The following is a 23,458-nucleotide window of genomic DNA, read 5'->3' as shown; positions in this document are numbered from 1 at the left end:
AAGAGCGGTGCTTGCCGCTCCTGAAGCTAATCTACTTTTCTTATGCTTGTGAAAGGATACCAGACAAATTCGCTGACGCCGATGATTCGTTCCTTCTCAATAAATCCGAGCCCATTTCGGCTGTCCAGGCTGACAAGGCGGTTGTCGCCCATCACAAAATAGTGATCTTCCGGAATAGTGAGGGGGCCGAAGTCACCGGTCAGTCTGCTGACAATTCCTTCTGCTGCTTCGCGATTTTCTGAGAGATAGTCTTCATCCCATTGCTTGCCGTTTATATACAGATGGTCATCTTTCATTTCCAATTCATCGCCGGGGAAACCTATTAATCTTTTAACATAATTTTTTTCTTCGCCCTTAATGATGACAATATCTCCTCTGTCCAGTTCTTCAAATTTATTTACGAATATTTTTTCCTCGTCATGAAGGGTTGGATCCATGGAGGCTCCTTCCACATAGTAAGGTGAAAAAAGGAAGACCCTGATCACCATTGCGATTCCAAAGGCAATTAGAAGGGATTTCAGCCAGCTTGCTATTTCATGCTTATTCAATGTGTTCCACCAAAGCTTTCTGCACCCATATACCTGTCTTTGATTAAGGTGCGGTGATGAAGTTCATGGCCGGCAATAATGAAGGCAATGGCACGGGCGGTTACTTCCGTGCCGTTCGCATTCCCGCTCCTTAGCAGTGCCTCATTATCAAGGCTTTTTAGTAAAGCAATCGTGTTTTGGCGGACAAAGAACAGCTGCTCTAATAGTTCCTGGATGCTGAAACGGTTGAATTGACCATTCTTCACATACTCATTATCATCATAGCCCGGCAGCATGGCCATCTCCCCTCTGCCAATGCAAAGCAGGCGGTAGCTCATGATGCGTTCGGTATCTGTGATATGGCCGATGACTTCTTTAACTGTCCATTTTTCCGGGGCATAACGGAAATGAGCCTGATCTTCATTCAGGTCTTTTACCAGATTCATCGTTTCCTTTATTTGCTCATCGAGGGTCTGCAGCAGATCCCCAGCCGGCACTGAGCTGACATATTTTTCATAATAGGGTGCATACTCATTGGATTCAGGCTTCTTTAACATAGTATTCCCTCCCATTCTATTACCTTATTTTACTAAATATCTGTTTGCAGAGCCACTATTAGGTTTGAAAAAGCTTGCCCTGGACTGCTTTAATATAGCGTTCAGCTGACCGCTGTACTGCAAGGTCAGCCTCTTTTTCTATAACTCTGTGAAATGCGTTGTAAATCCGGTCAAATGATAGCGGTTTTATTCTGCCGGCCATTCGTTCTACTGTTTCAGCCGGGAGCGGGATGAGATTCGGATAGCTGTACATGAAGCTGACCCACCCGCTGTCTGCGACAACTTGAATGATGTCGCCGGTGAGCATAATGCCCTTGCCCCCATTCCCATTTTCCCAATGAAGGACAGCACCGCCTTTATAATGGCCGCCGAGGCGGTGGATGACCAGGCCATCATGAAGTTTGAGCGATTCTCCGCTCCAGAATATGATGTGTTCACTGTCCCTCATCACCCATTCCCTGTCGTCTTCATGTATATAGATCGGCACATTGAATGTTTCCGCCCATTCCACCTGAGCTGAATAATAATGTGGATGGGACAATGCGATCGCGTCCATTCCGCCTAGTTCTTTTATGGTTTCAATCGTGTGCTCATCAAGATAGGTAATGCAGTCCCACATCAGATTAAATCCATTATGCTGAACGAGATAGGCTGTCTGGCCGATGGCAAACTCCGGAGCTGTTTTCAAGCTGTAAAGATTGGACTCCTCCTGTTTTATTTCATTAGTATAAATTTGGCTTTCCGCCATTTCATGTAATGTTGTCCATTCCTGGCCGCGGGGTCCAACGTACTGGCGTTCTTCCATGCAGATTGGTCAGCTTTCAGGCTGATGGGCCGATGGCGGAAATTGCGTTCCGCACGTTTTGCATATATATTTTTCCATAAGTGTTGCCTCCATTTCTAATACTGGTTATATTAGCCATTTTAATGCTGAAAACATTTCGCTAAATCGCCGTTCCGGCTGAAACCGGCTACAACTTTAGTCTGAAGACCTATACTTTAAACCCAATGTAAAAACCTCAAAGTCCAGCTTTTCATAATACCCGGCTTTCTCTTCCTCGGCCAGCAATTGTAAATGCAGCAGTGCCTTAGCGCACTCTGCTGCCAGCCTTCGCACCATTTCCTTGCCGATGCCCTGGCTGCGATAATCTGGATCAACGATTAATCCGCAAAGATAGGCATTAATCACACCGTCTGAAATAATGCGCCCTGTCCCGATCAGGCACTCTCCATCATAGGCACTGATCACAAGCCAGCTCTGCTCCATCGCCTTATGCAGTTTTTCTTTCGGCAGCTTCAAAAATTTATTCCAGCCGTCATTTTCATATAACTGAAATAATTGATTCTTATCCGGTATGGCAAATTCATATTTGATCATAAAAAATCTCCTTAACAATGGAAGGCTAATCCTATTCTGGCTTAAGGCGGAAAAATCCTGTTCTTTAACGGGTATGCACCTTGGATGCACAAGATTCTTTCTATTACATTACGTTGTACGAAACGAGGATCTGCTTTATGAAACTTTTTTATCTGCCGCCCGTATTAAATAGTAACGAACTTATTTTAGGAGAGATTCTTATGGGAAATATTTTTATTTTTTCACTGATTGCCGGACTGGCGATTTCTATCCTGCTGATTCCGTTCAGCTATAAAGCGAAGGCTAAGAAAAAGGAAAAGGAAGGCAGGAAGCTGGGGACGGGGATCATGGCCGGCACAGCCGCTGTTTCTGTGCTGCTTGTTTTTGCCGTGTATTACTTCACCAATCTGGACCGTAACTTGACCAGCCTGTGGCTGTTTGCAGTTATCGCAGCATTAATTGGAGCTGTTCTCGCGACAGGCAGAGAACGAATGATCAAAACGGGTGTGTTTGCCGTCAGTCTGATTGCAGGGATTTTCTTTCTGACAGCTTTTCTATTCAATGCAGATGATAAATATGAAAGTGCCAAAATGAATGAAAAAACGGAGATTGAGACGTTTGATGAAAAAGAAACACCGGCGAGCATGCCGCCGCAGTTTGCGCGAAATAAGATGAAGAAGGCTTTCGGGCAGGTTCCGAACACGAGCTATTATGAACTTGGCAGCCTGCAGATCCAGAAAGTCAATGGAGAATATGTTTATATTGCGCCTGTAGAGTTTTCGGGCTTTTTCAAATGGTGGAATGGAGATAAAACACCTGGCTATTTTACAATCAGCGCGACTGATTCCTCAGCTAATCCAAAGTTTGTGAAAAGCGATATGGTGTATACACCATCCTCTTACTTCAATAAAAATATTGAGCGCCATATCCGGATGCAGTATCCGCAGGCCATTTTTTATGGAGATGTGCAGCTGGAAGTGGATGACGACGGAAAGCCGTTTTATATTCGTTCATATGGAGAGTTTATTTCGGCGAGAAATGGCTTTGATGTTCAAGGGGTGGTCATGGTCGACCCGCTTAATGGACAGACGAAGTCCTATAAACTTGCAGATGTACCGGCCTTTATTGATGGAGCTGTATCTCCTGAAACGGTCAGTCTGCAGAACAGCTATTTCGGGAATTATGTCCATGGCTTCTGGAACAGTAAATTCGGAAAGTCAGATGTAAGGCTTCCATCGGATGAAGGAACGGAAGCCAATGTGAGTCCGATTTTTGATGAAAATGGCGACATGTACTACTTTACTGATTTTACAAGTCCAAAAGAAGGCGTCGATTCGATGCTTGGCTATTCTCTGACAAATTCTAGGACAGGCGAAGCGACCTTCTTTACAGGCAGCCTTGAGGAATCTTATATGGATTCGCAAGGTGCCCTCCAGATTATCGAGAAGAAATTCATCGAGAAGAAATGGAGCGGCGAAATGCCTGTTCTGTATAACTTTTACGGTGAAGCGAGCTGGCTGACGCCTGTGCTTGATGCAAATGGATTCCTGCAGAACTACTTTATTGTATCAGCTGCCAATCCGGAAATATCTGCTTACGGGACGACGCCAAATGAAGCATTGCGTCTATATAAAACCGCATTGCAGCGAGGAGGAGGCACTGTAGACGGAAGCTCGAAAGCAGAGGAAAAACAGATTAGCGGCACTGTTCTTCGGGTGTACAAGGAGAAATCCGGTGAATTCACAGTCGTATCATTCCTGCTGGATAACCGCCACAGCTATGTGGTTTCATCTGAAACCGTCCCGATGGCCATCTATCTGCAGGAAGGCGATCAGGTGGACGTGAACTATCTGGATACAGGTGAGGCATTCCTGCCTGTAAAGGAAATGAATATCAAAGGATTGGAATAGACGAGAAAACACGATGAAGGCACTCTTCATCGTGTTTTTTATTATCCTGCAATTATGTTGGCTGATTTAATGGCACTGGATAGCGTGGATTTGATGCTGACGTGATCAAATGACAAACCGAGCTGGACTGCGGTCTGGGCAATTTCCGGTCTTAAGCCGGAGATTGTGGTCTTTACGCCGATCAGGCTTAGCGCTTCTATCAGCTGGAATAGCTGATGGGCTACCATGGTATCAATCATGACTACTCCTGAAAGGTCAAGGAACAGCTGGTTGACGCCTAATTTATTGCATTGCTGAAGTGTATTTTCAAGCATGCTTTTTGCACGTGCCGTATCAATATCCCCGACAAGCGGCAGTAGTGCGATATCTTCTGTTAAAGAAATGACCGGGGAACTGAGTTCAAGGATTAAAGCCTGCTGAGCCTGCAGCCTCTTTTGGGAATGATTATTATACTCTTCCGTGAACCAGGTAACCACTTCACCAATGGTTCTAATAATGATCCTGCGCCATAGTGCAATTTGTTTTTCATCATATTGGCCCTGGCTGGATTCAACGAACTGCTCAAGCAGGTTCAAATACTGTTCCTGGGTGTTAAAGAACTCCTGCAGGATCATCTCTAATGGCGTGCGGAGGTGTTCATCATCCTGCGCCACTTTAACAATCCAGCTTTCCAAATCATGAAAGAACGCTTCTTCTTCTTTATGGAAGACTTCGGAGAACTGCTTGTGAAATTCGTAATTTTGCTTTTTTACGCTTTCAATGACAGCGGGGTCTTCCGAGGTATAAATCCCGCCGCTTTCTTCTTTGTTCACATTTTTATACCATTCTTCTGTTAAGTTCCATGTTTTCTCCAGAAAAAATTGATATAGATCATGATTACGATGCATGCCCGACTCCCCTAACCCGAACTTTTATTTCATAATAATTATTTTAACTGATGGAAAATAAAGTGTCGATTCTAAGCTCCTAACTATTTTCCGTTAATTCCCTGCTGTTCGCATACTGATAGTCTGCCCCTGGCCTCGGAAGCATTATGCTTAAGGCGGATGCCAGAACAAGAAGTACGATAGAAGCAATGAAAGAACTGTCATAGCTCCCTGTCAGATCAAATATTACACCAGGGACGAAGGAACCGAGAGCAGAACCCAGCTGATGGCTCAAATAGATCCAGCCAATCACTGCTCCGGCGGATAGATGCCTGAAATATTCCGCAGCCAGTTTCATGGTCGGTGCGACAGTTGCAAAATTGACAATTCCAAAGCTGATGGCAAACAGAATCAACAAATGGGATTGAGTGACGAAAAACCCAAACATGGTAGCATCATTTACTATGATGAGCAGAAGAACAATGGTCAGGGCCCGCACTCCGTAGAGAAAGGCAAGGATCCTTCTGCAATTCCACCTATCTGCGAGAAAACCGGATACGACTGTGCCGAGAATATTAAAGCCGGCCAGCAGACTGACAGCGGCTCCGGTAACACCAGGCGTAAATCCGCAATACTGGGCAAAGGGAATAAGATGCGTATCCATCAGGCCAGTAGTGGTGACACCGCACACGAAAAACGGGAGCATGAGATACAGGAATTCTTTTCGCTTTAAGAGCTGGAATATAGATAGCGTTCCTTTTGGGGCTTCCTTTTTTCCTTGCCTTCCCTTAACATTATCACTCACTTTCGCTCCATAAGCCTCGATATGCAGATCAGCAGGATTCGAACGGATAAAGAGCAGAAGAAGCGGAAAAATGAATACAATCAAAAAGCACCCGAGCACAAGAACGGTTGTCTTCCAGCCTAGCTGGTCAATCAGGAATAAGGACAGCGGGACAAGAATAAGCTGTCCTGCGGCTGTGCCCGCAGACATCAGTCCCATGGCCATTCCTTTTTTGTCGGCAAACCAGGTCGCCACCGCCATCGTTCCCGCTACATTGGATGCACCGCCAAAACCAACCGAGGCGATTACACCATAGATGATAATCAGCTGGACGGCATTAGTGGTGAAAAAGGTGAGAAGTGTTGAAAAACCGATCACCAAAATGCTGCAGGAAAGAATATAGCGGATGCCATATTTATCAATCAGCCTGCCAACATACGGCTGTGAAATGGCAAAAACAATATAGCTGACGAAGGCAATGAAGGATATAACACTGCGATTCGCGGAAAACTCATGCTCCCATGGCGCCATGAACGCCCCGAACGACAAACGTACACCCTGTGCAGCCAGCAACGCCAAGAACGTCAATATTAAAATAATCCACGCATAATGAACCTTAAGGCGCTTCACGATGTGAACCTTCTTTCCGGTGACAGGCACCTATACCAGTTAGCTTAAGTGGTATAGGTGCCTGTCACTTTTTTAAGAATAATCATATCATAAATTTTTTATAACTTTCTAAATTTTGTCTATTTTTCGCGGTAATTCAACAATTTACTATTCAATCAAACGTTTGATTAAAAAGGTAGACAATCCTTCTTATACTTGATTTTTTCCCGGGAAATAGGTGCAGGAATTGTCGTCAGTTTAGGAAGGTTTTTCGACAATATGAATAAGGCCATTCCCTTGTTGGAAATGGCCTTTACCTTTTATACAGCCTGTTTTTGCTGCTCCTGCTTCATTAATTTCATTTCATTAATGGCTCTCTTAGACTTAGTTTCATCAAATTCATTTTCGCTCTTTGCTACAACCATCGTTGCGATACCGTTTCCGATCAGGTTCACGATCGCTCTTCCTTCACTCATGAAGCGGTCTACGCCAAGAAGAAGCGCCAATCCTTCAAGAGGAATAACCTGCAGGGCGGCAAGCGTCGATGCCAATACGATAAATCCGCTGCCTGTTACACCCGCGGCACCTTTTGAAGTCAGCATGAGTACTAATAAAATGGTAACCTGCTGGCCGATTGTCAGATCCACCCCGAATACCTGTGCAAGGAAGACAACCGCCATGGACAGATAGATGGATGTACCGTCCAGGTTAAAGGAATACCCAGTTGGAATGACCAGACCCACAACCGATTTGGAGCAGCCGATGCGCTCCATTTTATCCATCATTCTCGGAAGAACTGATTCTGATGAACTTGTGCCTAATACGATTAATATTTCATCTTTGATGAACTTCAGATAATTCCATAAGCTGAATCCGTACATTTTACAGATAATATTTAAAACAACAAAGATAAATAAGAACATCGTCACGTACACGGACATCATCAGTTTGCCAAGCGGAACAAGTGATGCCAGTCCGAAATGCCCGATTGTATAGGCCATGGCTCCAAATGCTCCAAGCGGGGCTGCCTTCATGACATAGCCGATGATTTTAAAGAAGACTAATGATAGCTTATCCAAAAATTCAATGACGATTTTGCCCTTTTCACCAAGAGCAGCCAAACCGACACCAAATAAAATAGAGAAGAATAATACCTGCAGGATATCCCCTTTTGCAAAGGCATCCACCATGTTGGAAGGAACAATATGTGTTACAAACTCAATCCAATTGATGCCCTCTCCCCCATTGGCTGTATACTGTGAAACATCTCCTTTTTCCAATTCATTAAAGTTCAGGCCTGCACCTGGTTTAATGACATTAACGACGATCAGACCGATCATTAAAGCAAGTGTTGTAACAACCTCAAAATAGATGAACGCTTTGCCGCCAACCTTGCCGACTTTTTTCATATCACCCATTTTGGCGATTCCAAGGACGATGGTCAGGAAAATAATCGGGGCGATGACCATTTTGACTGCGTTGATGAAGGTATCGCCGACCGGCTTCATCTCTTTTCCGACTTCCGGCCAAATTAGACCGACCATAACACCAATAAAAATAGCCGTTAACACCTGAAAGGTTAAATTTTTATAAATCCGCTGCTTCTTCACTTTTATCTCATCTCCTTTTTTCTAACTATTCATTCTATTAGAAATGATAGCGTTTTCAGATAAAAGCGAGAAGTTTATGGTCATAACGGATGTTTTGTTCATTTTGGTCTCGGAATATGATAACTAAACTATGACATACCGATTGACAGGCCTGCCCACTCCCCCGTACTGCACATCCAGCCGGATCGCTCCGCTTTTTTCTAGGTAATCGAGATACCTGCGGGCGGTTACTCTGGCAATGCCGATGCCGTTGGCGACCTCTTCAGCAGATCGGGGTTCGGTTTGCTGCTGCATAAATGCGGTAATTTCATTCAAGGTGAATTCATTCAGCCCTTTTGGCAGATTGTTTGCTTCTTTCTTCGCCTGCCTGGCATAAATCAGGGCATCGAGCTGCTCCTGTGACAGCGTGCCTGATTCCTTCAGGCTCTCCCTGTAATGGCGGTATTTTTCAAGAGCCTGCTGGATCCTATTTAGCTTAAAGGGTTTGATAATATAATCCCTGGCACCGTTTTGAAGCATCAGCTTGATGGTTTCCTTATCCTTTGCTGCGGAAACGACAATGACATCAGAATCGAGGTGCTGCTTTCTGAATTCCTGCAGGGTTTGAATGCCATCTTTTTTCGGCATAAAAATATCTAAAATCACCAGATCAGGCTGCAGCTTTTTCGCAAGGCTGATGCCTTCCTCCCCATTTCCTGCTGCCGCGATGATCTTAAATCCTTCCACACTTGCAATGAATTCTTTATTCACTTCCTGGACCATTGGATCATCTTCAATCAGCAGCACACTGATTTCTTCTTTAACCGCCATCTGATTCTCCCTCCGCTTCCATCGGAAAAACAATTGTAAATGAAGTTCCTTCATCTCTGCTTGTTGAAACCTCGATCGCTCCTCCGCCTTTTTCCGTAATTTGTTTAACAAGGTAAAGCCCATAGCCTGTCCCGCCTGATTTATTGGCGGTAAATCCTTTTTCATACAACTTTGGCAAAATTGCTTCCTCTATCCCGCTGCCGTTATCCTCCACCAGCACCGCACAAATCTCCTCCGTCTGTTCAATGCTGATATCTATTTTTCGCTCTTCACGTTCACTATGCTCAAAAGCCCCGAAAGCATTCTCAATCAGATTGCCCAGCAGCAAAACAAAGTCATGGTGATCCAGGCGGTTAGGAAACTCCTCCAGATTGCTGTTTGGGTCGATGACTACTGTGATGCCCAATTCCTTGCCGCGCCGCACTTTGCTTAATAATAACCCTGCAATGGCATCGTTCCTGATTTTATCGCTGAGAAAATTCGAGAGGTTTTCCTGCTCTTCAGACGCATCGAAGGTCAGCTTTAGTGCTTTGTCTGCTTTCCCGAGCTGGATCAATCCTGCAATGGTGTGAAGCTTGTTCATGTGCTCATGGTTCTGCACCCTCAGTGCCTCAACAAAGCTTTTTACACCTGTCAGCTCTTCGGCCAACTTCGTCACTTCCGTGCGGTCCTGGAAAATAGCTACAGCTCCGATCATTTCATTGTCTTTCCAGATAGGAATTCTGGTGCTTAAAATGACCTTGCCGCTTACAATGATTTGTTCATTATAGACAGCACGATTACTTTCTACAATCTCGGGAAGCCTGGTATCTTTTAGCACAGCCCTAATATTCTTGCCTGCGACTTTGCCGGACACATTAAAAATTTTCTTTGCCTTCTCATTGAAAATCGTAATGTTTTCCTGGTTATCAATCGCGATTACGCCTTCATTGATCGAATGAAAGGTGGCTGTCCTTTCCTCCAGCATCCGTTTGATTTCATGGGGCTCCAGCTGGAACATCTGCTTTTTAATATGATTGGCAAGCATCAAAGAGCCGATCAGTCCAAATATGAGCGTCAGCAGGACAATAATGCTGATTTCGTCGGCCAGATCAGCGATAATCTCCGTAATCGAAGGAATCTTATTGCCGACAACGACCACACCGATTTGATTGAGGCTTTCATCTTTAATCGGGATGAATGCGCGGATAAAGGTACCGACGTCTCCCTCTGCCTTGGAAAAATAAATATGCTCGGCAAAAGCCGGTTTCTCATCCTCACCTGCAGATGGCTGGCCGATCAGTTCCCTGACCGGATGGGAATAGCGGATACGCTCCATATTCATGATCACGATATAGTCTGTTTCATTAATGATCCTGATTTCCTCTGCTACTTTATTAACCGTCTTCCAGCCCTGCGGCTGCAGGATTCCTTTTTTCACATCTGACAGCTCTGCCACCGTTCTGGCTGTATTCATCGAGCGTATCCTCAGTTCTTTTTCTTCCTGCTCCTGGATGTTTGCAATAACCACCATTCCGCCAATCAATAAAGAAAAAATAACGACTGCATAAGACAGGATGGTAATCTTCCAGCGGATGGGCATCTGATTCACAAGGGACCCTCCCTTCTGTCTTTACGGATAGAATTCTTGTAAGTATGATAACATTAATAGTTTTAAAAAGGAGGATTCAAATGAAAAGCGCCGCAGGCTATATTCTCCTTGCCAGTATGGTATTGCTGCTGGCAGCCTTCTTTGGCTATCAAAGCTTTTTTCCGCGGGATGCGATTCCTTACGATGATGACCAGGAAGGGCTTAAGGATCAAATTGTCTTCAAGTTCAGCCATGTGGTGGCTGAAAATACTCCGAAGGGCCTTGCCGCCCAAAGGTTTGCAGAGCTCGTCGCCGAAAAGTCGAATGGTCATATTAAAATTGAAGTGTTTCCAAATGGCAGTCTCTATTCTGATATAGAAGAAATAAATGCTCTTAAAGAAGGCCAGGTTCACTTTATTGCCCCCTCCACTTCCAAGCTGGGCATGCTTTCACCGCAATGGGGAGTACTGGATCTGCCTTTTGCCTTCCCTACGCGTGAAGCTGCGCTTGAAGGATTGAACGGGGATATCGGCCAGCAGCTGCTGAGATCCCTGCAGGGCGACGGCATTAAAGGGCTTGCCCACTGGCCCAATGGATTTAAGCAGATTACTTCGAATCAGGGTCCTATCCAAAAACCAGAGGATCTGAAAGGGCAATCCTTCCGTATCATGCAAAGTGATGTGATATCGGCCCAATTCAGCCGCCTGAAGGCAAAGGCTATTCAGGATTCATTCAATTCCACTTACAAGCTTCTTGAAGAAGGCGATGTGGATGGAGAAGAAAATACCATTTCCAATATCTACTCAAAGAAATTTTATAACCTGCAAAAGCATATGACAATCAGCAATCATGGCTATCTTGGATATGCGGTGATGATGAGCGAGAAGGTCTGGAATGAGCAGAGTGAGGGAACAAAGAAGATTCTGCTCGAGGCTTTGGATGAAACAACCGCATGGAACAGCCGGATGGCTTTTGAAATGAACGAAGAACTGCTTGAAAAAATCAGACAGAATTCCTCCATTCAGATTCATGAGCTCACAGCTTTAGAAAAACAGGAATGGCAGGCTAAGCTGGATCCGGTCTATGAAGACTTTTCACAGGAAATCGGGAAGAATCTGGTGGAAGAGATGAAGGAACTGCGGGCTAAATATGAATAAAAAGGTGACAGGCACCTATACCAGTTGGCCGAAGTGGTATAGGTACCTGTCACCCATTTTTACAGCTTCTGTATGAATGCTACTTTAAGATAGTCTCCTTCTTTGAATTCCTTAATGGTGCGGAAGTCTTCAGGAAGAGTGAATTCCTCAAGGATTTTGTAGCGGTCCCCTGTTTGTGCGAACGCTTTTTTGATAAAGTCTTTAAATTTTTTCATGTTGAATGTGCTGCAGTTTGATGATGCCACAATGATTCCGTTTTTTTCTGTGATCTGAATGGCCTGGGCGAGCAGATCCGGGTAATCTTTTCTGGCGCTGAATGTATGCTTTTTGGAACGGGCAAAGCTTGGAGGGTCCAGGATGACCATATCAAATTTCAGCTTCTTCCGAACAGCGTATTTGAAGTAGTTGAACACATCTTCCACAATGATATCCTGAGCCTCAAAATCAATGCCATTTACGCTGAACATTTCGATGGTTTTGCTTTTGCTGCGGTTGGCAAGGTCGACACTGGTTGTTTTCACTGCTCCCCCTAATGCGGCAGCCGCTGAAAAAGCGCCCGTATAGGAGAACGTGTTCAGGACCGTTTTTCCTTCCGCATACTTGTCCCTGATTGTCTTCCGGACATGCCTCTGGTCAAGGAATACCCCTACCATAGCGCCATCATTCAAATAAATGGGAAAGCTGATACCATTCTCCTTCACCATCAGCGGAAAAGATGCCCGTTCTCCTGCTGCAAAATCATCATCCTCTATATAAGTGCCTTTTACAGCAAACCGCTTCTTTTCATACAGGCCCTTAACATCAGCATTGTTCATCAATGCCTGAATCACCGCGTTCCTGAAGGTATAAATTCCCTGACTGTACCAGCTGATCACGTAAAAACCATCGTAATAATCAATCGTGATGCCCCCGATTCCATCTCCTTCTCCATTGAAAACCCGAAAAGCGGTTGTTTCAGGATCACGGAGTAGAGCTTCCCGCCTTTTTAAAGCTTCTTTAAATTTCGTCGCAAAAAAAGCTTCATTGAAGATTTCCTGAGAATTACGCGAAAGAATCCAGCCTCTGCCTTTATTCTGCTTTCCATAATACCCTTTGCCGATAAACTGCCCGCTCTCATCAGTCAGTACAATGATTGCACCCTCTTCGATCCCCTTCGGAATCCGCTGCACCGATTCCTCTGTTACCAGCGGATAGCCATCCTTAAAACCATTCTTATATTTAGAAGCCGCAACTAATTTGATAGCTTTACTCATAATTCCACCCAATCATTTTGTTTAGTATAGCTATCATTGTAACATTAAAAGTGCCAGGCACCTATACCAGTTGGATGAAGTGGTATAGGTGCCTGGCACCATAAGTTTTAACAGAAATTCCACTGCAGAGCTGCTGCCGCAGTTTCTTTCAGCATGGTACCATTATTGGAGAAGTCTGTATGCCAGGAGAGGGCTTTTTCCAGTACGTGCGGAGTCTGGCCGCCTCTTGTGAGGGCTTCCCGGTAATATTCGCGAAGCTGGTCACGGTACAGCGGGTGTGCACAATTTTCGATGATCCGTTCGACGCGCTGTCTTGGAGCCAGCCCGCGCAGGTCTGCATAGCCCTGTTCTGTCACAATGACATCGACATCATGCTCGGTGTGGTCGACATGGGAGACGAATGGGACGATGCTTGAAATCTTGCCGTCTTTGGCAATGGACTTCGTCACGAAGATCGCCAGGCGAGCATTTCTGGCAAAATCGCCAGAACCGCCGATCCCGTTCATCATTTTCGTTCCAAGGACATGGGTGGAGTTCACATTTCCATAGATATCAAGCTCCAAGGCTGTATTAATCGAAATCAGGCCAAGGCGGCGGATGATTTCAGGGTGGTTGGAAATCTCCTGCGGACGCATGATTAAACGGTCCCTGTACCGGTCAAAATTCGTGAAAACCTCTTTCATTTTTTCATCTGATAAAGTGATAGAACAGCAGGATGCAAAGTTCACCTTTCCGGCATCCATCAAATCAAATACCGCATCCTGCAGCACTTCTGAATAGACTTCCAGATTCTCAAACTCAGAATCAAGCATCCCATGAAGCACAGCATTTGCCACCGAACCAATGCCCGACTGCAGCGGTGCAAGGCTATTTGTCAGCCTGCCTGCTGCAATTTCCCCGCGTAGAAACTGAAGCAGATGCTGTGCCATAATGGCGGTGTCTTCATCCGGCGGCACGATTGTCGAAGGAGAGTCCTGCTGATTCGTGAATACGATGCCCTTCAACTTATCCAAATCCACCTTAATTCCAGGAGTGCCGATACGGTCGTCGGCTTTCGTCAGCGGAATCGGATTCCGTTCCCCCTGTCTGCCAGGTTCATATAAATCATGCAAACCTTCCAGCTGTGTGGATTGGGCAAGATTGATTTCGATAATAATGTGTTTGGCATTCTCTGCGAAAGACAGCGAGTTTCCGATTGAAGTAGACGGAATGATCAGCCCATCCTCCGTAATAGAAACCGCTTCCAAAATAGCGAAATCAATAGGATCCATGACATTGGCGCGTACAAGCTCTGCCGTATGTGACAAATGCTGATCGACAAATAAGAAATCCCCCTGGTTAATCCCTTTCCTCATGGTCGGATCGGCCTGAAATGGCAGCCTTTTCCCCAAAATTCCCGCTTCCGCAAAAAGCTTGTCCACATCAGATCCCAAAGAAGCACCAGTATACACATTCACTTTAAAACTCTCATGCCTGGCACGGTCAGCCAGTGCAAATGGTACCGCTTTCACATCACCCGCACGTGTAAAGCCGCTTAGCCCCAGAGTCATGCCGTCCTGAATCCAGGAGGCTGCCTCTTCAGGTGTAACTACCCGGTCATGCAGGCGGCTGTCGCGAATCCGTTCTAAATTTTTCTCCATATTGCTCATCCCCTCCATTATGATATATAAAATCATTTTACCCGGATAAAGAGGGAGCCAGGACTTTTCCGATCATATTACGGAAAATTCCGATAAGACAGCAAATTACAAAGCTGAAACAGAAAGAATTTTCTAAAAACCGAGCAATTTGCGGAAATAGCTGGAGTAAGACTGGCTGACAGGCACCCGGTCCCCATTTTTCATGACGAGGAGAAAGGTGGAATGCGTGTCAGGAAAGATTTCCTTGATATGATTGACATTTACAATGAATGAGCGGTGGCAGCGGATAAAACTGTCCTTCGGCAGCGAATACTCAAAATCCTGAAGCGAGTATTTATGGGTGCCTGAATGGCCGTCAGTATGTACATAGGTCTTCTTATCCTTTGCCTCAAGGCAGACAACCTCGGAAAAAGGAATTGGAATCCAGCCATCATTAGTTTTCATTGTCACAACCGATTTGCCGTCCGTCAAAGCCGGAAAAATGGCGGTTACGCAGCCTTCAAGCTTTCCTTCATGCAAAAATGGCACGGCCATGCCGTGATACGGAACACCAAATACATCGCGGTCAATAAACTCCGACACTCTTTGCTGTGTCCCTAAAGCCTTATAGGCGATCGTTCCTTCTTTTATCATGTCACCCGGCCTGATCTTTAAATCGATGCGCTTGCTCGGCCGGTAATAGATATATTCACTCGTATTGGAAACCGCTATGGATATTTCATCGGAAAACAGCTCTCCAATCACATCCAGCAGCGATACAATTGTAATGCTTTCCAAGTTATCTCAGCACCTTTCATGATGATGGCTTTTTCTTATTTTACAAGTTTTCGCAGGGGGATTCACTTAATTTCTTATCATTGCCGAAAAGGCACCGGCATAGAATAGAGAAGGTTAGGGGTAAAGGAGGATGCTGGTATGCTGATTCGACATCAGATGGTGGAGAAAAAAGATGTTCGGTTTTGTGATGAAACCTTTAATTTGGAACAGGCGCTGCAGTTTTTAAATGAAACTGGTTACCGCTGTGTCCCTATTCTGGATGCCACACATACAAAGTTTGCCGGTAACATCTATAAGGTTGATATTTTAGAATATAAGGAAAATCATTCTATGGATGAACCGATTACGGCTCTGGCTAAAGATCAGCAAACCGTAATTGATGAGGATGACTCTTTCATGAAAGCCTTTTTCACTCTGAAGAGATATCCTTATCTGCCGGTTGAAAATGACCATGGGCAGTTTGTCGGATTGCTGACACATGCGGCCGTACTGGAACTGCTGGAGGAAGCGTGGGGGCTGAACCGAGGAAGCTATACGCTGACTGTAGGAAGCTATGGCACTCAGGGAACACTGAAAAAGATAAGCAGCATTATCAGTAAGTATAGCGATATCCAGGGAGTCATCTCCTTGGACTCATCCAGCTTTCATGTCAGCCTGATCCGCCGTATTCTTTTTACATTGCCGAAGGATACAACAGAGGAAATCCTGGATAAAATTAAGAAAGAACTGGACGCAAATGGCTTTCGGGTGATTGGAGTCGAGTGCCATAATGGTGAGTGTTAACGAGAAAAGTGTAAGCGCCTGACCTCACCCCGACACCTCGAGGGGGGAGGCTGCTAGCACTAGACATTTTTTAACGTTCATAATTTCTTCTTTAACGAGAAAAGCCGTTCCTTGATGGAATGGCTTTTTACTTACCGGTTATTCCGATGGAAGAATTCCTGATATCCGTAAATAATCCATGCGTAGGTGGTGAAGAACAGGAAAATATAGATGGGCTTAAATTTGACTAGCTTATATAAGTTAAATTTTTCATACAAATAATTAAGCGGATAGGCGAATAGAAAGTCCATGATAGCGTTGACAGCCAGATAACGCTTAAAGTTTCCAAAGGTAAAATGAAAGATCCATAAGGTACCTATAAAAAACGGGCCAAGTATGAAGGTTAAATCATTGAGCAATTTCTTGAAGTGTCCGCCCTCTACTGTCCACCATTTAAAAGGAATGGCCAGGATGCTCATAATGAACACTAAAATTCCAGCAAAAACCGAGACGGTGGAAAATTTATTGAATGACTTTTTAGGCAGAAAAAATATGGTCAGCCAAGGAATGACCAAATGAAGCAGCCTGATCGCTGTAGTTGCTTTCATGTAAAAATCCCCTTTCTTCCATATTATGGTTCAGGGGATTTTGAATTATTCTCCAATTGTTTAAACAGCTGATTCCATCTTAAACATTCCATCCATCTTCCTGACGATTTCTTTCCCAATTTCAATGGATGCCGTCGCGGCCGGAGATGGTGCATTTAAAACATGAATGGAGCGTTTGCTCGGCACAATGAAAAAGTCATCGACTAATGAGCCATCGTCCTTCAAGGCTTGCGCTCTGACACCGGCCGGACCTGGAACAATATCATCCTTCTGGATTTCCGGCATAAGCTTCTGAACATTTTTCATGAAGAGCTCCTTGGATGCTGAGCGGATCATCTCTTCCACTCCCTCTTTCATATATTTCTTTGCGAGCTTCCAAAATCCTTTATAGGCGACAACCTCCATAAGGTCTGCCACATTCAGGTCTGTTTTCTTATAGCCCTCCCGCTTAAAGCTTAGAACGGCATTTGGGCCAACATCAATGGCTCCGTTAATCATGCGGGTAAAATGGACCCCAAGGAACGGGAAGTTGGGATTTGGCACAGGGTAGATAAGATTTTTGACGAGGCTGCTTTTCTCCGGTTTGAGCATATAATACTCTCCCCTGAATGGCACAATCTTGACATCCGTTTTCAATCCGGCAAGCTTGGCGATCCGGTCTGACTGCAGGCCGCCGCAGTTTACATAGTAAGCTCCCCTTACCTCTCCCCTGCTGGTCTGGACAACCACTTCTTGAGCCGTTTCGTCAATGGCTGATACTTTATGATTCAGCAGGATGTCCCCGCCTTTTGCTGTAATGATTTCAGCCATTTTTTCCGAAACCTGCTTATAGTTGACAATGCCAGCCATTGGCACATGGATGGCCTTTTTTCCGTTCACATGCGGCTCGATTTCATGGAGTTCAGCCTGGTCAATCATGCGGATGCCAAGGCCGTTGTCCAACCCGCGCTGATATAAATTGTCTATGAGCGGCAGCTCGAAATCTTCGCTTGCAACAATGACTTTTCCGCAGATATCCACTTCAATGCCATGCTTACGGCAAAAATCTGTCATGGACTCACTGCCTTTTTTGGCAAGCCTGGCTTTATAGCTGCCAGGTTTATAGTAAATTCCTGAATGGATGACACCGCTGTTATGGCCCGTCTGGTGGGCCGCCACATGGCTTTCTTTTTCCAGAATGGCCACTTTTGCAGATGGAAACCGGTTCAGCAGCTCCATTCCTGTCGACAGGCCGACAATGCCCCCGCCAATAATGATGTAATCATACATGATCCTCCACCCTTTCTCTTATTTATGATCTATCCCGCAGGCTTCTGCCAGTATTTCAATAATATGGATAACACGGACCTTGTCTTCAAGCCCCTCGCGTTTGACCCCGAGGCACATCTGCAGATGGCAGCCGGGGTTGGACGTGACGATGGTGTCCGGCGAGATACTTTGGACATGTTCCATTTTGCTTTCAAGAATTTCCATGGATTCTTCGTAGTGGACAATATTATAAATCCCCGCCGATCCACAGCACATATCCCCTTTCGGAAGCGGAACATATGTAATGCCTGGTATGCTTTCGATGAGCTGAACGGGATCATCCGCCACCTTCTGAACATTTAACAAATGGCAGGATGGCTGATAGGTCACAGCACCTGAGAGTTCCCTGCTGAAGCTTATTCCGAGTTTGTTCAGTATTACACTTACATCCTTATTCTTTTGTGCGAACACACTGGCACGCTCTGCCCATTCCGGGTCATCTGCGAGAAGGTGATCATATTCAACGAGCATCGCACCGCAGCCGCCAATCGCATTTACCACAAAATCAAAGTTCCCTTTTTCAAAAGCCGCAATATTTTCCTTCGCCAGTTTCCTGGATGTTCCCGTATCTCCGCTATGGTTCTGCAGCGCCCCGCAGCAGGTCTGTTCTTTAATTACAGCTACTTCACAGCCGGCATGCTGAAGCAGCTTGATGCTGAGGTCATTGATTTTGGCAAAAAACACATCCATAATACAGCCTGTAAAAAAAGCAACGCGGGCTTTCGGCTGGCGCTCTGGCAGTAGGATGCCTGTTCTCAGGTGTTTATTTGGCATTTCCACAGCCGGAGCGATCTCTTCAAAAGCCCGAAGCTGTTCGGGAAGAATGCTGAGCAACTTGCTTTTGCGGGCAACCGAATCCATGCCTGTTTTTTGATAGGCCCGAAGTGAAGCTCTCATGGCTGCCAGCAGTTTTTTATTTGGCAAAGCCTTCTGCAGAGCCATGTTCTCCACGAATGGAGCTGGTGCTTCGACAGCTTTTACTTGCTTAAATGACTCGAGGATTTTTCCATATTGAACATTGGTTGGACATGCCGTCTCACAGGCGCGGCAGCCAAGGCAGAGCTCCATCGATTCTGTAATTTCACCGATGGTTATTTTCCCTTCCGCCGCCATTTGCACAAGATTGATCCGTCCCCGTGGAGAATGCCTTTCTTTCCCCATGCTTGCATATGTGGGGCAGGCCGGAAGACAATAGCCGCATTGGACACAGTCAAACGTTTCTTTATAGGCGAGCTGGCTAGTCATGGACTAACACCAGCCTCTGCCCTTTTGTCTCGGGAAAAATCTTGCCTGGATTCATAATGTTGTTCGGATCCCACACTGTTTTCATTCGTTTCATCATGTCCAGCCCTGCTTCCCCCAGCTCCATCTCCATAAATGGCGCTTTCATGGTCCCAATGCCATGCTCCCCTGAGAGGGTTCCTCCCAATTCTATCGCTGCTGTAAAAATCTCCTCTACCGCTTTTTCCACCCGCTTCATTTCTTCTTTATCCTGCTTATCAGTTATGATATTCGGATGCAGATTTCCATCACCTGCATGACCGAATACGACTAAGTCGATTTCATATTTTGCCTTGATTTCCTGAAGCCTTCTGAACATCTCAGGAATCTTGCTTCTTGGAATTGTGGCATCTTCGGAAATTTTCGTCGGCTTTTTTCTCACGATGGCCGGCGAAACGAGCTTCCTCGCTTTCCATAGGTTCCTGGCAGATTCTTCATCCCTTGCAATGATAGCTTCCCTTGCCCCAACTTCCAGACATACCTGCTTCACCTGCTCGCTTTCATCCCTGATGGCGATTGGATGGCCATCAAGTTCAATCAGGATAATGGCATCTACATCTACCGGGAGACCGATCGGCTGAAACTCTTCAACCGCCTGGATCGAAGCCTGGTCCATAATTTCCATTTTCGAAGGCAGGATGCCAGATGTGAGCACCGCCGAGATCGCTTTTCCGGCATCAATAATATCATCAAATATGACCATGATCGTCTGAGTGGCCTGCGGTCTTGGAATCAGCTGAAGGGTGGCCTCTGTGATGATGCCCAGCGTCCCCTCCGATCCAACAATCAGCTTCGTCAGGTCATAGCCTGTGACGTTTTTGACCGTCCGTCCGCCTGTCCGGATGATATTCCCTTCCGGCGTGACGATCTCGAGGCCCAAGACATAATCCTTTGTTACCCCGTACTTTAATCCGCGGGGGCCCCCTGCATTCTCGGCAAGGTTCCCTCCGATTGTGGATACATGGGAACTGCTTGGGTCCGGGGGATACATCAGCCCATGCCGCTGTGCTTCACGGTCAATTTCAGCTGTAATGACACCTGGAGATACAATCGCAACAGTATCTTCCGGGTCGATGATCAGCTTCTGGGTCCATCTGGAAAAATCAAGGACCATCCCGCCGTGGACAGGGAGCGGGCCTCCGCTCAGACTCGTTCCCCTGCCTCTTGGATAGACTGGTATTTTCATGTCATTGGCGAGCTTTACAATGCCTGCCACTTCCTCAGTCGAAACTGGCTGCAGGATGATCTCCGGCATATAGGCTCCAAATGAGCCATCGTATGAATATGAGACCAAGTCTGCTTTTTCAAGCAGAATGCGCTTTTCTGATCCCATAATGCTTTTAAGCCGATCAACAATCTGTTCGGTGATCACAACGGCACCTTCTTTCCTTCCCCTTCGTTCACCTTTAATTTCTTTGTCACATTCTCAAGATGCACCCGCATCGCCCTTGCCGCTCTTTCTTCATCCTGTTCTTTAATAGCTGTATAAATGCACATATGCTCCTGAAAAACCTGTTCGCGCTTTGCTGGAAGACCCACATTCTTCTTAAGGGAAAAGGCTATTGCTTTTCGGTACAGATCATCGATATTTTCCATTACCTGTATCATGAAGCGATTTTTCGTTGCAGCAATCAGGTGTTTATGAAAATTAACGTCTGCCTGATCGCCTACCGCTTCTGGGTTCGTCAGCGTGACTTCAAATTGAACGAGCGCTTCCTTCATTTTTTCCAGGTCGGCCTCATCACGACGCAAGGCAGCAATCGCTGCTGCCTGTGTCTCCATAACCATCCGCATTTCCAATAGCTCAAAAACCTGTTCCACAGGAATATATTCAATCGCTAAGGAACCAAGCATGTCTGCCATATTAACCTCTTTGACGAAGCTTCTGCCTCCTTGCCTGGATTCAATAATCCCGCTGGCAGATAATACGCTCAATGCTTCTCGAACAGGCGCACGGCTGACGCCAAACTGTTTGGCCAGTTCATTTTCGGATGGCATCGGCTCATTTGGCGTGAACTTGCCGTCCTTTATCATGTTCTTCAGCTGGTCCAGCACCTGGGCCGAGATTTTTTTCCGTTCGATTTTCATGGATGTTAACTCCTTATATGGTGATTTCGACTGAACTGCTTTTCTTAACTCTGATGATATGGAAGAGAATCGCAAACACACAAAGCCCGAGTCCGGCAATATCCGTGATCATGCCTGGCTTAATCAGCATTAATGCCCCTGCAAACATTAGGACTCTTTCAACAATCGTCAGCTTGGCATTCAGGTAGTTGCCAAGTGAACTTGCCAGGGCGTAAATGCCCAGCGTGCTTGTGATGACCACAAGTACTACGGATAAAATGGATATCGTTTCTCCCTCTGCTGCCTGAAGCAGAATGATAGGATTATAGGCAATCATGAATGGGATGATAAAGCCAGGAAGTGAGATTCTAAGCGCTTCCCATGATGTCTGCATCGCATTGGCGCCTGCCAGTCCTGCGGCCGTATAAGATGCCAGTGCCACTGGCGGTGTAATATTGGACAATGCACCAAACCAGAACACAAAGAAGTGTGCCGCGATCGGGTTAACGCCCGCTTCCACAAGTGCAGGAGCTGCCGTAACCGCAACGACAATGTAAAGAGCTGTGGATGGAAGCCCCATGCTTAAAACGATGCAAGTGAGCATGACGACGATTAAAATCAGCCAAAGCTGGCCGCCCGTTAATTCGACAATATTATAAGCTAATGTAGATCCAATTCCCGTCATGGTGACAACGCAGATGATGATTCCGATTGCTGCGCAGGCAATCCCGACTTGAATTGTCCCTCTTCCGCCTTCAATGAAAGCTTCAATAGTTTTAGAGATCGTGATTCTTGAAGATTTATCCTTTGCCAGCCAGCTCGCCACAATGACTGCACCGATTCCGGCAAATCCGGCAAATAAAGCTGTCTTTCCCATTAATAGCGTGGTGATGACAACGATGATCGGAATAAGCAGGACACCGCGTTCCTTCAGGATTTGGACGACATCCGGGATATTTTCTTTGCTGATGCCTTTCAGGCCTTGCTTTTTCGCTTCAATATCAATAGCAAAAATCAATGCGATATAGTAGAGAAAGCTTGGTATGATCGCTGCCAGGATGACCGTTGTATAAGAGATTCCAAGGAACCCGGCCATGATGAAGGCCGCAGCGCCCATAATCGGCGGCATGATCATTCCGCCTGTTGAAGCAGCAGCTTCTACAGCACCGGCAAACTTTGGCTTAAGTCCAATGGATTTCATCAATGGAATCGTAAAAGCTCCTGTTGTCGCAACATTGGCAACCGCACTTCCGCTCAAAGATCCTGTCAGTGCGCTGGAGATGACCGCTACTTGGGCAGGGCCTCCACGCTTTCTGCCTGCAATGGCCAAAGCCAGATCATTGAAAAGCTGGGTGGCACCGCTGACAGACAGGAAGGCACCAAAGAGGACGAACATGACGATGAACGTGGAAGCAGTCGAAAGCGTTAATCCCAGCACGCCCTCAGTCGTCATATAAAGACGGTATAGAAGGCGTTCTAGTGAAAAGCCGGCATGTCCGAAAATCCACGGGAAGTATGTGCCAAACAGGGCATATACAATAGCGCCTCCACACAGGATCGGGATAAATATCCCAACCGCCCGTCTCGAAGCTTCAAGGAGGACGATGATCGTAATGGCACCGAAGACATAGTCAATCATAATCGGCTGGGAGCCCCGGTCCACATGAATCGTTGTGTAATTCAGGAGCAGGTATCCAAGACCTGCAATGGCAAGTGCCGCAAATATATAATCAGGGGCTGTAAACCTTTTTTGATTGGAAGACTTTCCGGCAGGATAATAGAAAAAAGTCATAACCAAAAGGATGCCCAGGAAAATCAGGTTTCTATAAATCTCCTGAATATTGGATAACCCATTCGAATAAATGGCAAAAACAGAAAACAATACAGCGATGATGGCAGCCGCTTTTTTATATGGCCCCTCCAGCAGACGCATGCCGCCGCCTGCTTCTTTATCCAGATCGGCTGGCTGTACAATAGGTTCGCTTGTTGATTTTGTCATTATTTT

Annotated in this window: 20 protein-coding genes and 1 pseudogene; 3 read left to right on the top strand and 18 right to left on the bottom strand. The window is 45.8% G+C overall.

Going from position 1 to position 23,458, the window contains the following annotated elements:
• Window positions 1–26: 26 nt before the first annotated feature.
• The 4 genes and pseudogenes from lepB to JI665_RS17500 all read right to left on the bottom strand — a co-directional run bounded on the left by lepB (window position 27) and on the right by JI665_RS17500 (window position 2,462).
• Complete coding sequence (lepB, locus tag JI665_RS17515) at window positions 27–548, bottom strand: signal peptidase I (protein WP_206841603.1); 522 nt, start codon at window positions 546–548, stop codon at window positions 27–29.
• Window positions 545–1,084, bottom strand: a complete 540-nt coding sequence (locus JI665_RS17510; RefSeq protein WP_206841599.1) for a DinB family protein — start codon at window positions 1,082–1,084, stop codon at window positions 545–547. Before JI665_RS17510 ends, lepB begins: the two co-directional genes overlap by 4 nt.
• Before the next feature lie 58 nt (window positions 1,085–1,142).
• Window positions 1,143–1,967: pseudogene (locus JI665_RS17505) on the bottom strand (MBL fold metallo-hydrolase).
• Window positions 1,968–2,063: 96 nt separating this feature from the next.
• Window positions 2,064–2,462 carry a GNAT family N-acetyltransferase gene (locus JI665_RS17500; protein ID WP_206841596.1) on the bottom strand — a complete coding sequence of 133 codons (399 nt, stop codon included), beginning with the start codon at window positions 2,460–2,462 and terminating at the stop codon, window positions 2,064–2,066.
• Between the two features lie 200 nt (window positions 2,463–2,662).
• On the opposite strand from JI665_RS17500, the gene JI665_RS17495 reads away from it, so the two are divergent.
• Complete coding sequence (locus JI665_RS17495) at window positions 2,663–4,351, top strand: hypothetical protein (RefSeq protein ID WP_206841593.1); 1,689 nt, start codon at window positions 2,663–2,665, stop codon at window positions 4,349–4,351.
• Window positions 4,352–4,392: 41 nt separating this feature from the next.
• Here the strand turns inward: JI665_RS17495 and JI665_RS17490 are convergent, their stop codons facing one another.
• From JI665_RS17490 to JI665_RS17470, 5 genes are all read right to left on the bottom strand, one after another.
• On the bottom strand, window positions 4,393–5,238 hold the full coding sequence (locus JI665_RS17490; RefSeq protein WP_206841590.1) for an STAS domain-containing protein: 846 nt from the start codon (window positions 5,236–5,238) through the stop codon (window positions 4,393–4,395).
• 79 nt (window positions 5,239–5,317) lie between these two features.
• Window positions 5,318–6,631 (bottom strand): MFS transporter, encoded by a 1,314-nt coding sequence (locus JI665_RS17485; protein WP_206841588.1) that lies wholly within the window; start codon window positions 6,629–6,631, stop codon window positions 5,318–5,320.
• Window positions 6,632–6,930: 299 nt separating this feature from the next.
• Window positions 6,931–8,220 (bottom strand): C4-dicarboxylate transporter DctP, encoded by a 1,290-nt coding sequence (dctP, locus tag JI665_RS17480; protein ID WP_206841585.1) that lies wholly within the window; start codon window positions 8,218–8,220, stop codon window positions 6,931–6,933.
• A 123-nt stretch (window positions 8,221–8,343) separates the two neighbouring features.
• A complete protein-coding gene (locus tag JI665_RS17475; protein ID WP_206841573.1) occupies window positions 8,344–9,030 on the bottom strand; it encodes a response regulator in 687 nt (228 codons plus the stop codon).
• Window positions 9,020–10,612: an ATP-binding protein gene (locus JI665_RS17470; protein ID WP_211202622.1), complete on the bottom strand. Its 1,593-nt coding sequence runs from the start codon at window positions 10,610–10,612 to the stop codon at window positions 9,020–9,022. Before JI665_RS17470 ends, JI665_RS17475 begins: the two co-directional genes overlap by 11 nt.
• A gap of 89 nt (window positions 10,613–10,701) precedes the next feature.
• On the opposite strand from JI665_RS17470, the gene JI665_RS17465 reads away from it, so the two are divergent.
• Window positions 10,702–11,757 (top strand): TRAP transporter substrate-binding protein, encoded by a 1,056-nt coding sequence (locus JI665_RS17465; RefSeq protein WP_206841564.1) that lies wholly within the window; start codon window positions 10,702–10,704, stop codon window positions 11,755–11,757.
• Between the two features lie 59 nt (window positions 11,758–11,816).
• On the opposite strand, the gene JI665_RS17460 is transcribed toward JI665_RS17465, so the two are convergent.
• From JI665_RS17460 to JI665_RS17450, 3 genes are all read right to left on the bottom strand, one after another.
• Window positions 11,817–13,010 carry a class I SAM-dependent rRNA methyltransferase gene (locus JI665_RS17460; RefSeq protein ID WP_206841550.1) on the bottom strand — a complete coding sequence of 398 codons (1,194 nt, stop codon included), beginning with the start codon at window positions 13,008–13,010 and terminating at the stop codon, window positions 11,817–11,819.
• A gap of 107 nt (window positions 13,011–13,117) precedes the next feature.
• Window positions 13,118–14,650 carry an acetyl-CoA hydrolase/transferase family protein gene (locus JI665_RS17455; RefSeq protein WP_206841547.1) on the bottom strand — a complete coding sequence of 511 codons (1,533 nt, stop codon included), beginning with the start codon at window positions 14,648–14,650 and terminating at the stop codon, window positions 13,118–13,120.
• 132 nt (window positions 14,651–14,782) lie between these two features.
• Complete coding sequence (locus tag JI665_RS17450) at window positions 14,783–15,427, bottom strand: LytTR family DNA-binding domain-containing protein (RefSeq protein ID WP_206841545.1); 645 nt, start codon at window positions 15,425–15,427, stop codon at window positions 14,783–14,785.
• A gap of 138 nt (window positions 15,428–15,565) precedes the next feature.
• Here JI665_RS17450 and cbpA point away from each other — a divergent pair, with 138 nt between their 5' ends.
• On the top strand, window positions 15,566–16,210 hold the full coding sequence (gene cbpA / locus JI665_RS17445; RefSeq protein ID WP_206841541.1) for a cyclic di-AMP binding protein CbpA: 645 nt from the start codon (window positions 15,566–15,568) through the stop codon (window positions 16,208–16,210).
• A 131-nt stretch (window positions 16,211–16,341) separates the two neighbouring features.
• Here the strand turns inward: cbpA and JI665_RS17440 are convergent, their stop codons facing one another.
• From JI665_RS17440 to JI665_RS17415, 6 genes are read right to left on the bottom strand one after another with little or no spacing between them, the layout of a single operon-like run.
• The gene (locus JI665_RS17440; protein ID WP_206841538.1) at window positions 16,342–16,797 is read right to left on the bottom strand and encodes a hypothetical protein; all 456 of its coding nucleotides are present in this window, start codon (window positions 16,795–16,797) and stop codon (window positions 16,342–16,344) included.
• A gap of 60 nt (window positions 16,798–16,857) precedes the next feature.
• Entirely contained in the window at window positions 16,858–18,066 is a 1,209-nt protein-coding gene (gene lhgO / locus JI665_RS17435; protein ID WP_206841534.1) for an L-2-hydroxyglutarate oxidase, read from the bottom strand.
• An 18-nt stretch (window positions 18,067–18,084) separates the two neighbouring features.
• The gene (locus JI665_RS17430) at window positions 18,085–19,350 is read right to left on the bottom strand and encodes a (Fe-S)-binding protein (protein WP_206841532.1); all 1,266 of its coding nucleotides are present in this window, start codon (window positions 19,348–19,350) and stop codon (window positions 18,085–18,087) included.
• Window positions 19,343–20,758: an FAD-binding oxidoreductase gene (locus JI665_RS17425; protein WP_206841529.1), complete on the bottom strand. Its 1,416-nt coding sequence runs from the start codon at window positions 20,756–20,758 to the stop codon at window positions 19,343–19,345. Before JI665_RS17425 ends, JI665_RS17430 begins: the two co-directional genes overlap by 8 nt.
• Window positions 20,755–21,474, bottom strand: a complete 720-nt coding sequence (locus JI665_RS17420; protein WP_206841514.1) for a FadR/GntR family transcriptional regulator — start codon at window positions 21,472–21,474, stop codon at window positions 20,755–20,757. Before JI665_RS17420 ends, JI665_RS17425 begins: the two co-directional genes overlap by 4 nt.
• A 13-nt stretch (window positions 21,475–21,487) precedes the next feature.
• Entirely contained in the window at window positions 21,488–23,452 is a 1,965-nt protein-coding gene (locus tag JI665_RS17415; RefSeq protein ID WP_206841511.1) for a TRAP transporter permease, read from the bottom strand.
• Window positions 23,453–23,458: the final 6 nt, after the last annotated feature.

It is taken from the genome of Bacillus sp. NTK034 (assembly GCF_017303275.1).
In the GTDB taxonomy this organism is placed as follows: Bacteria; Bacillota; Bacilli; order Bacillales; family Cytobacillaceae; genus Cytobacillus.
The sequence above is the reverse complement of the archived record's forward strand: the minus strand, read 5'-3'. Positions and strand labels throughout refer to the sequence as shown.

Bases quoted from the DNA above. Each gene is read 5' to 3' on its own strand.
- cbpA (WP_206841541.1), top strand. From the start codon at position 15,566: ATGCTGATTCGACATCAGATGGTGGAGAAAAAAGATGTTCGGTTTTGT.
- JI665_RS17490 (WP_206841590.1), bottom strand. From the start codon at position 5,238: ATGCATCGTAATCATGATCTATATCAATTTTTTCTGGAGAAAACATGG.
- JI665_RS17460 (WP_206841550.1), bottom strand. From the start codon at position 13,010: ATGAGTAAAGCTATCAAATTAGTTGCGGCTTCTAAATATAAGAATGGT.
- JI665_RS17430 (WP_206841532.1), bottom strand. From the start codon at position 19,350: ATGACTAGCCAGCTCGCCTATAAAGAAACGTTTGACTGTGTCCAATGC.
- lhgO (WP_206841534.1), bottom strand. From the start codon at position 18,066: ATGTATGATTACATCATTATTGGCGGGGGCATTGTCGGCCTGTCGACA.
- JI665_RS17475 (WP_206841573.1), bottom strand. From the start codon at position 9,030: ATGGCGGTTAAAGAAGAAATCAGTGTGCTGCTGATTGAAGATGATCCA.
- JI665_RS17510 (WP_206841599.1), bottom strand. From the start codon at position 1,084: ATGTTAAAGAAGCCTGAATCCAATGAGTATGCACCCTATTATGAAAAA.
- JI665_RS17415 (WP_206841511.1), bottom strand. From the start codon at position 23,452: ATGACAAAATCAACAAGCGAACCTATTGTACAGCCAGCCGATCTGGAT.
- JI665_RS17495 (WP_206841593.1), top strand. From the start codon at position 2,663: ATGGGAAATATTTTTATTTTTTCACTGATTGCCGGACTGGCGATTTCT.
- JI665_RS17470 (WP_211202622.1), bottom strand. From the start codon at position 10,612: ATGCCCATCCGCTGGAAGATTACCATCCTGTCTTATGCAGTCGTTATT.
- JI665_RS17440 (WP_206841538.1), bottom strand. From the start codon at position 16,797: ATGAAAGCAACTACAGCGATCAGGCTGCTTCATTTGGTCATTCCTTGG.
- JI665_RS17420 (WP_206841514.1), bottom strand. From the start codon at position 21,474: ATGAAAATCGAACGGAAAAAAATCTCGGCCCAGGTGCTGGACCAGCTG.
- JI665_RS17500 (WP_206841596.1), bottom strand. From the start codon at position 2,462: ATGATCAAATATGAATTTGCCATACCGGATAAGAATCAATTATTTCAG.
- JI665_RS17455 (WP_206841547.1), bottom strand. From the start codon at position 14,650: ATGGAGAAAAATTTAGAACGGATTCGCGACAGCCGCCTGCATGACCGG.
- JI665_RS17465 (WP_206841564.1), top strand. From the start codon at position 10,702: ATGAAAAGCGCCGCAGGCTATATTCTCCTTGCCAGTATGGTATTGCTG.